Below are 13,132 nucleotides of genomic sequence, written 5' to 3'. Positions count from 1 at the left end.
AACGCCCCTCCCTCTGCTCCTCGATGGACAGGACCAGGGGGAGGGGCGCGCTGCGTCTTCACCTTCAGGGCCGCTGCTTCAGGGCCTGTGCTCCCGGGCCTCTGCCTTCGGGCCTCTGCCCCGTACGCGTCAGACCTCCTGCTGCGCCCGGGCGGGCGGGAGCGTCAGGGCGATCAGCCCGGCCAGCAGCGGGAGCGCCGCGACGACGGCGAGCGCGCTGGTGAGGTCCATGTGCTCGGAGAGGGTCCCGGCCGCGGCCGAGCCGATGCCGCCGCCGACGAAGAACAGCAGGTTGAGCACGCCCATGGCGCCACCGCGCTGTGCGGGCGCGAGACGGCTGGAGAGCACGGCGGTGGTGAGCACCTGAGTGGCGGCGAACGTCGCCATGCCCATGGAGGTGCCGATGAGCATGACGACGATGCCGCCGTCGACGACGCCGACGATGCCGAGGAACACCGAGCAGCTGACGGCGGTCCCGGCGAGCAGCAGGCTGCCGCCCTTTCCGACGGTGAGCTTGCTGGCCACGCGGGCGGCCACGGCGCCGACGACCGCGCCCGGAAGCAACCAGGCGCCGATCTTGAACACACCCCAGCCGTACTGCACGGTGAGGATCTGCGGCACCGCGTACATCGCGGCGAACAGGCCGGCGTAACCGCCCACGCCGATCATCGCCGAGGTCAGGAAGGTCCGGTCGGTGGCCAGGTCACGCGGGAGGAACCCGTCGGGCCGCTTGCCGATCCGCGTCAACAGGCCGGCCACCGACACCACGAGGAGCACCGCCAGCCCGATCACCAGCGGGGTGCCGAGGTCGAGGGAGGACGCCTGGATGAGGAGCAGCAGGGAGGTCGCGCCGGCACCCAGCAGGACGCCGCCGGTCACGTCGACGGCCTTGCCGTAGCCGGGGCGGGAGGCCGCGAGCTCCAGGCAGAAGGGCACCAGCAGCAGGGAGAGCGCCGGCAGCACCAGGGTCAGCCGCCAGTCCAGCCAGTCCGTCACCATGCCGCCCATCAGGGTGGCGGTGGAGGAGAACAGCGCCATGGACGCGCCGAAGATGGCCAGGATCTTCGTCCGGTGTTCGGCCGCCGCTCCCGAGGCGAGCGTGAGGGCGCTGGAGGTCATGGCGCCGGAGCCCGCCGCCTGCACGAACCGGCCGGCGATCAAGGTGCCGAAGTCCTGTGCGACCAGGCACAGCACCGCGCCCACGGCGAGGAACAGGGCCCCGGTGAGGAGGGTGTTGCGCACGCCCCACTTCTCGGAGAGCCGCCCGAAGAACGCGGTGCCCACGCCGAGCGCGAGTGCGTGCGCCGTCAGCACCCAGCCGGCGACCGCCGGGCGGACCTCCATCTCCATGGCGACGTCGGGCAGCGCCACGCCCGCGGCGGTCACTCCGAAGATCACGGGGCCGAAGAGAGCTCCGAGCCTGAGCCCGGTCAAGCCCGCACCGGGGGCGGTTCGCGGCGGAGCCTGCACCGCGCTGTTGGTGGTCATCGAGAGTCGTCCCTTCCAGGATTCGTGAGGTGTGCCGAGTCGGCGTCTTCGTGTGGTCGGGGGTTCTCACGCGGGGCGTCGGGGAGCCCGTGCGCGCGGCGAGATGTTGTGGTTGAACCGGAAGAGGTTCTCCGGGTCGTACCGCGCCTTGATCTCGCCCAGCCGCGCGTAGTCGGCGGACGAGTGACCCCGGTGGGCCAGCCGGGCGGTGCCCGGTCCGGCGAGGAAGTTGAGATGGGCGCGGCCCGTCCCGCGACGCGCCATGCCGTCCACGACGTGTTCCGGGCGCCCGCCGGGCGGTCCGAGCGTGGTCAGGCAGTACAGGGCGTCACGGTGGTCGACCGCGCCCGGCACCGCGGCCGGCCGGCCGAGCGCGCCGCCCATGTGCCGTAACTCGACCACGGCGTCCGTGCAGCCGCTGCCCGGGCCGGCGAGGCGGAGCAGGTCGTCGACCGCGTCCGGGCCCAGCGCGCGCAGCATGGCGGAGCGTTCGTCGTAGGCGATGGGGAAGGCCGGGGCGTTGTGGATGTCCGCGAAGCGGGTGTACGGCATCTCCCCCAGCGTGTCCGCGAGCGTCGGGGCGACGGCGCGCAGGGGCCTGACCAGTCGCTCCCCCTCGTCGCCCGGGCCGAGGTGGGCGACGCGGACGTGCACCAGGAGCCCGCCCCGCGGGAAGGGCGGGATCGGCCTCTGGTCGGGCATCCGCAGCAGCGCCAGCGAGGAGGCGGTCCGCTCCGGCACGGACTCCGTCCACGACCGCCAGGCGTGCAGCACCTCGGCGGCACTGTCGCCGGGGAAGAAGAGGCCGCCGCCGTAGAGCCGGGTGACGGGCACGAGCCCGAACTCCAGGGCAGTCACCACGCCGAAGTTGCCCTTGCCGCCGCGCAGCGCCCAGAAGAGGTCCGGGTGCCGCCGCGCGGTGGCGGTGCGGGGGAGTCCGTCGGGGGTGACGATGTCCACCGCGGTGACGTGGTCGGCGGCGAAACCGTACGCGCGGGACAGCAGCGCCAGTCCGCCGCCCAGGGTGTAGCCGACCACCCCCACCAGCGGCGATGAGCCGTTGAGCGGGGCGAGCCCGTGGACGGCGGCCGCGTCGACGACCTGCCGCCAGCGCGCGCCGGCCTCGGCCCGGGCGACCCGGGCGGCGGGGTCGACGGTCACGCCCGTCATCCGGCGGGTGTTGACGAGCAGCCCGGTCCCCTCGGTGACGCGCGAGGGACCGTGGCCTGTCGCCTGGACCGCCGTCGGCAGTCCGGTCTCGGCCGCGAAGGCGACGGCCTTGCGCACCTCCGTGGCGTCCCGTGCGCCGAGGACCATCGCGGGCCGGTGCCGCAGGACCCGGTTGAACCCGGTGACCTCGGCCGCGTATCCCTCGTCCCCGGGCCCCAGCACCGGACCGGAAAGGCGCCCGGCAAGCCGTTGCGCGGTTGCCGGTCTGTACATGCGTCAGCCCTCCCAGGCGGAGCCAGTCGGTTCGCTGATCACACTTCCAGCGCCGGCTCGGAGGGCCCATCCCTCTATTGAGGGGAAGTGGGCCGCGGCCCATCGAGGGGGAGTGGGCTGCGGACTATCGAGGGGAAGCGGGCTGCGGCATGTCGCCCATGACACGGAGCATCTCGACCAGCTGCCTCGTCCGCTCCTCGCCCAGCAACTCCTCCACCCGTGCGTGCAGTTGCGCGGCCTCCCCGACCCCCTCGGCCAGACGCCGGCGGCCGGCGTCGGTGAGGGCGACGATGCGGCGCCTGCGGTTCGCCGGGTCCATCTCCTTGGTCACCAGGCCGCGCGCCTCCAGGCGGTCCAGCAGGACGGTGAGCGTGGAGCGGTCGACCGCGGTCAGGGCCCCCAGCGCGGACTGGTCCAGGCTGCCGTGGTCGTCCAGGGCGAGCAGCACCGCGAACTGAGGACTGGTCAGGTCGGGCAGGCGCTGCTGCCACAGCGCCGTCCACGCCTGTCCGGCCCGGCGCAGCTGATGCGGCAGCGCCTCTTCCAGTTGTGGCCGCTGCCGAGGGCTTGTGTTCGTCATGCCGGCCAGTATATTCAGTACAAGGATATTCCGTACACGGAAGATTGCGGTGGGGGGCCAGGATGCGGCTGATCGTGGGAATGACCGGCGCCACCGGCGCGGTGCTGGGCGTCCGACTGCTCACCGAGTTGCAGCGGAACCCGCAGGTGGAGACACACCTGGTGCTCAGCCGCTGGGCGCGCGCGACGGTGGAGCTGGAGACCGGGCTGAGCGCCCGCGAGGTGGCCGCGCTGGCCGACGTCACCTACTCGCCCGACGACCAAGGGGCGGCGGTCTCCTCCGGCTCGTTCCCCACCGACGGCATGGTGATCATCCCGTGCAGCATGAAGACGCTGGCCGGCATCCGGGCCGGGTACGCCGAAGGGCTGATGGGCCGCGCCGCCGACGTGACGCTCAAGGAGCGGCGCCGGATGGTGCTGGTGCCGCGGGAGACGCCGCTCAACGAGATCCACCTGGCGAACATGCTGGAACTCGCCCGCATGGGCGTCTCGATCGTGCCGCCCATGCCCGCCTTCTACAACCGGCCGGAGTCGGTCGACGACATCGTCGACCACATCGTCATGCGGGTTCTCGACCAGTTCGGTCTCGAGGCCACCGGCGCCCGCCGCTGGGAAGGCTTCCCGCGGCCGCAGGCCGGCCGGACGGGCCTGGCGGCCGACGCCCCCCAGATACGCCACAACGGTACGCAACAGAGGAGCGCGCGTTCATGAGCAGGCCTATGACCGAGCCTACGAGCGGGGCGGCGACCGATTCCACGGCGAGCCCGGCGACCGACCCCACGACCAGCCCGACGCTCGCCCCCAGGCCGCTGATCCGATTCGGTGAGCTGCGCGGTTACCTCGACGCGCTGGAGGCGCTCGGCGACCTGCGGCGCGTCACGCGGCCGGTGAGCGCCGACCTGGAGGCCGCCGCTATCAGCCGCCTGTCCTGCGAACGACAGGCACCGGCCCCGCTGTTCGAGAACGTGGAGGGCGTCGCGCCGGGCTTCCGGCTGCTCGGGGCGCCCGCCGCGCTCAGTTCCGCCCCCGGCAAGCCGCTGGCCCGGGTCGCGCTGTCCGTCGGCCTGCCCGCCGGGACCACCGCCGCCGAACTGGTCGACCACCTGGCCCGTACCCGCGACGCGAAGCCCGTCCCCCCTCGGCCGGTCGCGCGGGAGGACGCGCCCTGCAAGCAGAACGTGCTGCTGGGCGACGACGCCACCCTCGACCGCTTCCCGGTGCCCCGGGTCCACGAGTTCGACGGCGGCCCCTACGCCAACACCTGGGGCATCATCGTCGCCAGGACGCCGGACGGCCGGTGGACCAACTGGTCGATCGCCCGGATCATGCTGATCGACGGCAAGCACATGACCGGCCTGGTGATCCCGGCGCAGCACATCGGCATGATCTGGTCGGAGTGGGTGAAGATCGGCGAGCCGATGCCGTACGCGCTGGTGCAGGGCGGCGACCCGGCCGTCCCGTTCGTAGGGGGCGTTCCGCTGCCGCCGGGGGTCGACGAGGCCGGCTACATCGGGGCGCTGCACGGCGAGCCGGTCGACGTCGTACGGTGCGAGACGGTGGACCTGGACGTGCCCGCGGGCGCGGAGATCGTCATCGAGGGGCACCTGTCCGTCGGCCGCGACGCGCGGGAGGGACCGTTCGGCGAGTTCGCCGGATACGGCTCCACCGAGACGTCGATGCAGCCGGTGTACACGGTCGAGGCCATCACCCACCGCGACGACCCGATCTGGCCGCTGGTGGCCGAGGGCCGGCCGGTGGACGAGTTCCACACCGTGACGGGCGTCGGTCAGGCGGCCGAGGTCCTGGCGGAGCTGCGCGCCGCCGGCCTGCCGGTCACCACGGCCTGGTCGCCGCTGCGCGCCGCGTCGCACTGGATGGTGGTCACCGTCCCGCGGGACTGGCGGGAGCGGCTGCCCGGCGTCGACTCCGCCCAACTCACGCACCGGATCGGCAAGGTGCTCTCCGAGTCCCACTCGGGCCGCGCCACGGCGGCCACCTTCGTCCTGGACGACGACGTCGACCCGGCCGACGACACCGACCTGCTGTGGGCGCTGGCCACCCGGATCCACCCCCTGGACCGGGCGGAGGCGTGGTACGGCTTCGTCCACCCGCTGCTGAACTGCTACACCCACGAGGAGCGCGCCGCCCAGTCCGGCCCGATCGTCTTCCACGACGGGCTGCTGCCCGCCCCCGGCGAGGGCCGGCTCCCGCACAGTTCCTTCGCCCAGGCATACCCGGAGCGGATCCGCCGCAGGGTCCTCGAACACTGGCACGACTGACGGTCAACGGGACCGGTGCGGCCCTGGTGAAGGGGCCCCTTCCTCACATGGACGGAGCACGTGAACACTGAGCAGCAGCACCAAGCGCTCGCGCCCCTCCTCCGCCGCGCGGCGGCCCGGCACGAGGGCGGCGTCCGATGAGGACCGCCCTGGTCATAGGAGCCGGCCTGATCGGCACGTCCGCGGCCCTGACGCTCGCCGGACGCGGCGTCAGGGTACATCTGGCCGACAACGACCCGGACCGGGCCCGGACGGCGGCGGCCCTCGGCGCCGGCAGCGACGAGCCGCCCCCCGGCCCCGTGGACCTGGCGCTCGTCGCCGTGCCGCCCGCGCACACCGCCGCCGTGCTGGCGGGGGCGATGCGCGCGGGGGTGGCGCGCGGCTACGCCGACGTCGCCGGCGTCAAGGGCGGCCCCCGGCGCGAGCTGGAGGACCTGGGCCTCCCTCTCGGCTCGTACATCGGCACCCACCCCATGGCGGGCAAGGAGAGCTCCGGCCCGCTCGCGGCGAGCGCCGACCTGTTCGAGGGCCGGCCCTGGGTGCTCACCCCGATGCCGGACACCGACACGGAGGTGCTGAACCTCGCCCTGGAACTGGTCGCGCTCTGCCGCGCCGTACCCGTGATCATGGACGCCGCCGCCCACGACCGGGCCGTCGCCCTCGTCTCGCACACCCCGCAGCTCGTCTCGTCCATGGTCGCCGCACGACTCCAGACCGCCGACGAGACAGCGGTGCGACTGTGCGGCCAGGGCATCCGCGACGTCACCCGGATCGCCGCGTCCGACCCGCGGATGTGGGCCGAGATCCTCGCGGCCAACCCGGGCCCCGTCGCGGAGGTGCTCGCGGGGGTGGCGGCCGACCTGGAGGACACCGTGGAGTCGCTGCGCGCCCTGCAGTCCGCCGACGAGGCCAAGCGGCGCGGCGGCGCGGCGGGCATCGAGGACGTCCTGCGCCGGGGCAACGCGGGCCGCGCCAGAGTGCCCGGCAAGCACGGCGAGGCACCCGCCTCCTACGAGACGGTGGCCGTCCCCATCAGCGACCAGCCGGGCGAACTGGCCCGCATCTTCGCGGACGCCGGCCGCGCGGGCGTCAACATCGAGGACATACACATCGACCACGCGACCGGCCGCCAAGCGGGTCTGGTCCAACTGATGGTGAGCCCCACAGCGGCCCCCGCCCTGAGCACAGCCCTCAGAGAACGCGGCTGGTCGATCCACCGCTGACGACACGAGCCCGGACAGCGGAGCCGGGGTCCCGACCTCATGAGTGCCGAGCCCGTTCTGGGGATTCGAACCTGCGACACGCGCTTCAGGAGTGGGATCCAACCCCTGCCGAGGGCTGCCTGGCGCTGCCGTACGATGCTGCTTTTCCTGGTCAGAACCGCGCGGCGAGCCGCTTGATCCGGCTCATGTCGCCCTGTATCGGGCAGTCCGCTCACGCATCGCTCACGCGTCGCCGACTGTTGAACAGTGCGTGATCAGATCTGGCCGAGGTCGATCTCCACCGGGAAGGGGGCCGCTACCTTGAGGACGCCGGTGAACACATCTCCGTCCTTGTAAGTCTTCGTCGCGGGGTCGAGAACGTAGGTGTACACGAGAGCAACGCCTGTCACGGCCTGCTCGATCCGCCAGTAGAAGCCGATGCCTGCCTTGGCGTACTGGTCGACCTTCACGATCCGGTCGGTGGTCTCCGAGCCCGGCGACACCACCTCCGCGACCAGCAGCACGTGCTCAGGGCGGGTGGGGGTGATGTCGATCGTGTCCGCGCGGTACACGACGACGTCCGGGCGGCGATTGGTGAGCGGGACGTCCTGAAGCCGGACGTCGAAGTCCGTGTCGGCGTTCCACTCCGGGCCCGCGGCGGCATCCAGGGCGTTCGCGAGAATCCGCGCCAGTCGGTTGTGCCGCTTGGACGCGCTCGGACTCACGACGACCATCCCGTCCACGATCTCGATGCCGGCGCACTGCTCCTCGGACCAGGACTCGTACTCCTCCGCCGTGATCTGCTCATGCATCCACGCCGGGGCCACCATCTCGGCCGTCATGAAGCACCTCCCGGACACTGTGCTGCGGGCCCGATCCCGCTGGGTTTCAGCGTACTGTCTGCCGTCCGTACGGCATGCTGATCTCGCTCACGCCCCTCCCCGCCTGCCGGAATCCGAGCGGCAAGCCCACGACAAGTGGGAAACCGGCGCGGTGGACTCGTCGCCGGAGGATCGGAACACCGCCGGCGGCACCACTGACCTGGCGGCCACACCGGTGAGCGCTGAACCACCCGGCGACGTGACCGTCGCGAAACCCTCGGCCGCAGAGCGGCATGGTTTTGGTGATGCCGCTTCTGGAGGAACCGGGTCAGGAAGCCGAACCGTCGAGGTCGAGGCGGATCAGGGCGAGCGCCTCGGCGATCTCGACGGTCATCTCGTCCTCCGGGCCGGACACCATGCACATGTCCTGGTGGAGCGGTTCGAGAACCTGCCGCGCCTCGGCGGTCCGGCCCTGGGCGAGCAGCAGCATCCCGATGTTGTGCCGCAGCTCCACGGCTTCCTCGCTCACGTCGCTGTCGACGGCCCGCACGACGTTCAGCACAGGGTCTGTCAAACGTTCGGTGTATCTGGGGTGGTTGAGGTTACTGACGGGCCGCCGACAGGCGGCCGTCGAAGGTGATGTCGAAGGCGTTCAGCGCGGTCTTCCAGCGCATGGTCCAGCGGGCCTGGCCCTTGCCTGTGGGATCGAGGGACATGATCGCCATGTAGACGCACGTACCTCCGCAACTTGTAGAGCGCGCTTGGGCTTTTCCGTCCCGGCGGTCGGCTTGACACCCGTATCGGAGGGTCCCTGTCGGTGTACGGCCAGCGGGCAGTCGGGGGAGCCGGCGAGTCGTCGGAGTGAAGTCTGGGCGGCGTCTCGTCAGACCTTCTCGACTCGCACGGAGTGTCCGGCGAGGAGCTGATTCATGTCGTCGGTGTCGGAGGTGAAGACGGTTGCCTCAGCTCCCTGCGCGGCTTCCTGCCCGGCCACGGCCGCCAGAATTGCGTCGATGGCGTACTTGTGCCCATGCAGGCCGGCTGTCTTCAGCATGTCGCGCGCCATGGCGATCACCTGGTCGTCCGTGTGCACGACGCGGATCCGGGACAGCGTCCAGTTCCACAGTGCCTGCCTCGACGCTTCGCGAGGGTCCCATGCCTCCAAGGTCGTGAGCGCCGAGGTGACGATCGGGATGTCGAGCCGTGGAGCCGTCTTGATCAGCGCTGCCATCTCCCGATCGCCCTGGACCGCCTTGGAGAGAGCCTCGGAGTCGAACACGAAGACGCGCTGTCGCGGCCGATGCAGCCTCGCCCGGGCGGTGCGGCTCACGCGGCCTTGTCCGAATGTGATCGCTGCTCGTCATGCCAGCCGTCAATGGCGGCGATGCGGTCCAGCGCTGCCTGCTGCTCGTCGTCCGTCACGGCGCCGTGCTCTTCCTCGAGGCGCCCGGCCAGCTCGCGCAGTCGGTCCATGGCGTCCTGATGAGCGGCGGCGGCCGCGATATAGCCGGACACTCCGCGTGCGTCGACGCGCTCCTTGATCGATTCCACCAGCTCTTCCGGCACGGTGATGGTGATCTTCCGGGTTGCCATACTCCAAGTATGCCATGTTCGCCCGGCTCGGAGGCCGTGCCGGATGATGCAGATCCTTTGGGAGATGTTCGGGAGATCAACTCTCCGTCCGCTCACGCAAAACGGCCCCGGACGAGGAGTCCGAGGCCGCGTAGGGGCCCTTCCTGGGGAAGAAACCCCAGGCCAGAGCGGTAACGCGCTGTGCCCCCGGCAGGATTCGAACCTGCGACACCCGCTTTAGGAGAGCGGTGCTCTATCCCCTGAGCTACGAAGGCCGGTGGCGGCACGGTGAGGTGCGGATGTGCCACCGCCGACAGTGTAGCGGGTGGGTCGGAGGGCGGCGGGCTGGTCAGGTGAGGGGGACCCGGCGGAAGCGGCCCGCCTCACGTAGGTCGGCCTCGATGTGTGCGGCCGTTTCCTTCAGGAACGGCAGGACGTCCTTCACACAGTCCGCTGCCGTGCGGCGGGCTGCGTGCATGGCGATGTTCACGGCGGCCACCGTGCGGCCCTCGCGGTCGCGTACCGGGACGGCGAGGGAGCGCAGGCCGGCCTCCAGTTCCTCGTCGACCAGGGCGTAGCCCAGGGAGCGGGCCTCCGGGAGGGAGAGGAGGACGTGGCCCAGGGCCGTCGACCGGGCCGGGAGGCGGGTGCCGAGGGTGATGTGGGCGCTCATGACGCGGCTCGTCGATGCTCGGGCCGTGTACTGGATCTCCTCGCCCGAGTCCGACAGGACGGCCAGCGAGGCCGACTCGTGGACGCGGTCGGCGAGGGCGGTCAGGTGGGGCTGGACGATCTGGGGGAGGGAGGTGCGGGAGAGGGGCGGGAAGCCGAGGGAGAGGACTCGGGGGGTGAGGCTGAAGCGGTGGTCGGGGGTCTGCCGTACCAGGCCCGCGTGTTCGTGGGTGATCAGGGCCCGGCGGGCTGTCGCGCGGGCCAGACCCGTCGCCTTCGCGACCTCCGTGAGGGTCAGCGCGCTGCGGCCTTCGCCGAACGCCGTCAGTACCGTCAGGCCGCGGGCCAGGGATTCGATGAACTCCCGGCCCAGTTCGTGTTTCGACGCGGTCGTCCAGGTGGCCAGGCCGGACCGGGGGGTGCCCGGTTCGGGTGGTGGGGCGGTGCGCAGGTCGTTCTCCATCGCGGTGACCGCCGCGCGCAGGCGGGGGAGCAGGGTGGTGCGCAGGTCCTCGGCCGTGTGGCGGCTGGTGTGGCTCACCACGCTCGCCACGCACGCCACCCGGCCGGTGCCGGGGTCCCGTACCGGGGCCGAGACCGCGACCAGGCCGGGTTCGATCAGCTGGTCGTCCAGGGCGCAGTCGGTGGCCGCCGCGGCGGTGGTGCGCTGCTCGAAGTCGTCGTCCTGGGCGGTGTGCTCGCGTGGGGGTACGGCGGGGAAGGTGCGGTCCTCCGGGTCCGCGGCCCGGCGTTCGTGCCAGTGGTGCCAGTCGGACTCCGTCCACTCCGTGGCGAACAGCGGGCCCGGCGCGGTGCGTTCGGCGGGGAGGAGGTCGCCGATGCGGAAGCTCAGGGACATCGCGCGGCGTCGGGTGGCCTGGTGGATGAAGCGGATGCCGTCCCGGTCGCCGACCGCGAGGGAGACCGACTCGTCCAGTTCGCCGGCCAGGGCGTCGGCACGGGAGGAGAGCAGGGCGGGGAGGCGGAGGGCGGCCAGGTAGGCGTTGCCCAGTTCCGTCAGGCGGGGGGCGAGGGTGACGTCGCGGCCGTCCAGGCGGACGTATCCCATGCGGGCGAGGGTCGCCGTGACGCGGTCGACCGTGGAGCGGGCCAGGCCGGTGGCCTTCTCCAGGCCGCTGAGGCTGAGGGTGCCGCCGTCCGCCTCGGTCAGCCGCCGCAGTACGGCGATACCGCGCAGCAGCGGCGCGACCGCCTCGGCCGGCGGGGCGGACGGGGCGGACGGAGCGGATGGAGCGGATGGAGGGGGTGCGTGCGCGGGCCGTGGTTCGGCGTTCCCGGTGCCGGGTGCGGCGGCGGCCTGCCTGCGGGCGGCGTCGTTCGTGGTGTGGGCGGGCATCGGCTCTCCGGTACGGCGGTCGCGGCAGGGCTACCGTAATGCCGCCGGAGGACGGGGTCGGCCGTCACCGTGTGGGCGGGTATCGGTTCTCGGGTTTCTCCGGTGCGGCGGTCGCGGCGGGCCCACGGTAATGCCGTCGCCGGGCGGGGTCGGCCGTCACCGGGTGGGCGGGGCGGGTATCGGTTCTCCGGTACGGCGGTACTGCGGTCGCGGCAGGGCGATGGCTACCGTAGTGCCGGCACCGGGTGGGCCGGTCGTCACCTCGTCATCCGCGGGTGACCCGCACCTGGTGGTCGCCCTTCAGGTCTGCCCCGGAGACCGCGATCGTGATGTTCCGGCGCGGGTCCTTGAAGGTCTCGCCCGGGGTGAAGGCGGCGTCCGAGAGTTCGGCGTGGACGTTCGGGCTGCGGGTGCAGCCGCCGCTGTCCCGGCGGGAGTCGTAGACCGTCACCGGGCCCATGCCCGTGTCGACGTCGGCGTCGACCTTGTAGATCAGTACTCCCGGGCGGCACACCGTCTCGTCGTTGCCCGCGCGGGTGCGCAGTTCCACGGCGTAGCCGGACTTGCCGTCCAGCGGGACGACCACCAGCTTGTCGCCGCCCTTGCGGGCCAGCGGGGTCAGTGTGTACTCCGTCGTTCCGGGCGCCGCGGCGCAGTGCACCTGGGAGGGGTCCAGCCAGCCCAGTTTCCACTTGTGCCAGCCGAGGAGGTCGTTGTTGGCGCCCCAGTCCTCGCTCATGATGTCCCAGTGGCCGACGGCGCCTCCGCCCTCCTGGGTGTAGAGGTCGGGGAGGCCGAAGACGTGGCCGTTCTCGTGGGGCAGGACCCGGTAGCCGGTCTCGTCGTAGGAGCCGGAGCCGTCGTCCTGGCGGGAGTAGACGAAGGACGCGTTGGCCACCGGGACGCCGTCGGCGACCGGGGCCTCGGTGTTGCCGGCGAAGGTGACGGACAGGACCGTGTCCAGGGCGGAGGGGCCCGCGTTCGGGGTGACCAGCACGTTCAGGAGGTCGTACGACCGGAAGTCCACCTTCGCGTCGGCCGCCGCCACCAGGTCCTGGACCAGGTTCCGGTAGCCGGGGTCGAAGGGGGCGCCGCGCTCTATGCCGTACTCGGCGAACGACTTCGGCATGCGCAGCCAGTCCCGGATCGGGGTCTCGGGCCGGTAGTCGAGGCGGCCGTAGGAGCTGGTGCGGAACCATTCCTCGGTCTGCGGGAAGAACTCCGCGTAACGGTCGAGCGCCTTGCCCTCGCCGGGCGCGTCCGAGAAGTCGATCATCAGGGTGAGGGCGCGTACGGTGCCGGTCGGGCGGGCGTAGCCGGCGGAGGTCGGGACGCCCTCGGACATCTGGATCTCGGAGCCGCCGCTGATCATGCAGGGGCCGTGCGCGGAGGAGCGGGAGAGGGCGGCCGGGCCGGGGCCGGACGCCGTGGTGCCCGGCGCGAGCCGGCCGGTGCCGGCCGAGGTGCTGACCGCGAAGGTCACGATGGTGACGGTCGCGATCGCCGCCAGCCGGCGCGGGCGTATCCGACGGCTCGGCGGCTGCGGCTGCGGCTGCATGCAGACCTCCCGGACCACGGCAGCCGCCGGACACCGGCTGCACCCTGCGATCACCCTGTGCCGAGGGGTGGGAGGGCGCGCGCTGGAGGAGCCGATCGTGGGTTTCTCGCCGGTAGCCGCCGACCGGGGGACGGGAGGTGCCACCCGGGGCGCGGCATCCG

The 13,132-nt window shown here is 72.2% G+C and carries 11 protein-coding genes, 1 tRNA gene and 2 pseudogenes; 3 read left to right on the top strand and 11 right to left on the bottom strand.

The features are described from left to right. Positions 1–129 precede the first annotated feature (129 nt). The 3 genes from bagJ to bagL form a co-directional block, all read right to left on the bottom strand. Positions 130–1,488: a bagremycin/ferroverdin transporter BagJ/FevB gene (gene bagJ, locus EBH09_RS15315; protein ID WP_121747559.1), complete on the bottom strand. Its 1,359-nt coding sequence runs from the start codon at positions 1,486–1,488 to the stop codon at positions 130–132. Positions 1,489–1,554: 66 nt separating this feature from the next. Beyond that, a complete protein-coding gene (gene bagK, locus EBH09_RS15310; protein ID WP_121747558.1) occupies positions 1,555–2,931 on the bottom strand; it encodes a bagremycin/ferroverdin biosynthesis FAD-dependent oxygenase BagK/FevA1 in 1,377 nt (458 codons plus the stop codon). A 124-nt stretch (positions 2,932–3,055) separates the two neighbouring features. Continuing rightward, a complete protein-coding gene (gene bagL / locus EBH09_RS15305; protein ID WP_121747557.1) occupies positions 3,056–3,511 on the bottom strand; it encodes a MarR family transcriptional regulator BagL/FevM in 456 nt (151 codons plus the stop codon). Positions 3,512–3,573: 62 nt separating this feature from the next. On the opposite strand from bagL, the gene bagM reads away from it, so the two are divergent. The 3 genes from bagM (at position 3,574) to EBH09_RS15290 (ending at position 7,012) form a co-directional block, all read left to right on the top strand. Further along, a complete protein-coding gene (bagM, locus tag EBH09_RS15300) occupies positions 3,574–4,221 on the top strand; it encodes a bagremycin/ferroverdin biosynthesis UbiX family decarboxylase BagM/FevK (protein WP_121747556.1) in 648 nt (215 codons plus the stop codon). Then, complete coding sequence (gene bagN, locus EBH09_RS15295; protein ID WP_238697321.1) at positions 4,218–5,789, top strand: bagremycin/ferroverdin biosynthesis UbiD family decarboxylase BagN/FevL; 1,572 nt, start codon at positions 4,218–4,220, stop codon at positions 5,787–5,789. Before bagM ends, bagN begins: the two co-directional genes overlap by 4 nt. Positions 5,790–5,926: 137 nt before the next feature. After that, complete coding sequence (locus EBH09_RS15290; RefSeq protein ID WP_121747555.1) at positions 5,927–7,012, top strand: prephenate dehydrogenase; 1,086 nt, start codon at positions 5,927–5,929, stop codon at positions 7,010–7,012. Positions 7,013–7,266: 254 nt separating this feature from the next. Here the strand turns inward: EBH09_RS15290 and EBH09_RS15285 are convergent, their stop codons facing one another. The 8 genes and pseudogenes from EBH09_RS15285 to EBH09_RS15250 all read right to left on the bottom strand — a co-directional run bounded on the left by EBH09_RS15285 (position 7,267) and on the right by EBH09_RS15250 (position 12,971). Continuing rightward, a complete protein-coding gene (locus EBH09_RS15285) occupies positions 7,267–7,833 on the bottom strand; it encodes a Uma2 family endonuclease (RefSeq protein WP_121747554.1) in 567 nt (188 codons plus the stop codon). A 307-nt stretch (positions 7,834–8,140) separates the two neighbouring features. Then, positions 8,141–8,374, bottom strand: a pseudogene (locus tag EBH09_RS15280) (serine/threonine protein kinase); the annotation flags it as partial. 40 nt (positions 8,375–8,414) lie between these two features. Then, positions 8,415–8,546, bottom strand: a pseudogene (locus tag EBH09_RS15275) (IS256 family transposase); the annotation flags it as partial. Between the two features lie 149 nt (positions 8,547–8,695). Then, on the bottom strand, positions 8,696–9,142 hold the full coding sequence (locus tag EBH09_RS15270) for a hypothetical protein (RefSeq protein WP_121747553.1): 447 nt from the start codon (positions 9,140–9,142) through the stop codon (positions 8,696–8,698). Then, positions 9,139–9,405 (bottom strand): hypothetical protein, encoded by a 267-nt coding sequence (locus EBH09_RS15265; RefSeq protein WP_031016074.1) that lies wholly within the window; start codon positions 9,403–9,405, stop codon positions 9,139–9,141. Before EBH09_RS15265 ends, EBH09_RS15270 begins: the two co-directional genes overlap by 4 nt. A gap of 181 nt (positions 9,406–9,586) precedes the next feature. Then, positions 9,587–9,659: transfer RNA gene (locus EBH09_RS15260), tRNA-Arg, on the bottom strand. 74 nt (positions 9,660–9,733) lie between these two features. Beyond that, positions 9,734–11,413, bottom strand: a complete 1,680-nt coding sequence (locus EBH09_RS15255) for an IclR family transcriptional regulator C-terminal domain-containing protein (RefSeq protein ID WP_121747552.1) — start codon at positions 11,411–11,413, stop codon at positions 9,734–9,736. 265 nt (positions 11,414–11,678) lie between these two features. Continuing rightward, positions 11,679–12,971 (bottom strand): M6 family metalloprotease domain-containing protein, encoded by a 1,293-nt coding sequence (locus tag EBH09_RS15250; RefSeq protein WP_121747551.1) that lies wholly within the window; start codon positions 12,969–12,971, stop codon positions 11,679–11,681. Between the last annotated feature and the right edge of the window lie 161 nt (positions 12,972–13,132).

Origin of the sequence: Streptomyces sp. E2N166 (assembly GCF_003671715.1) — a bacterium.
GTDB lineage: Bacteria > Actinomycetota > Actinomycetes > Streptomycetales > Streptomycetaceae > Streptomyces > Streptomyces thinghirensis.
This window is presented reverse-complemented; position numbering and strand designations above follow the sequence as displayed.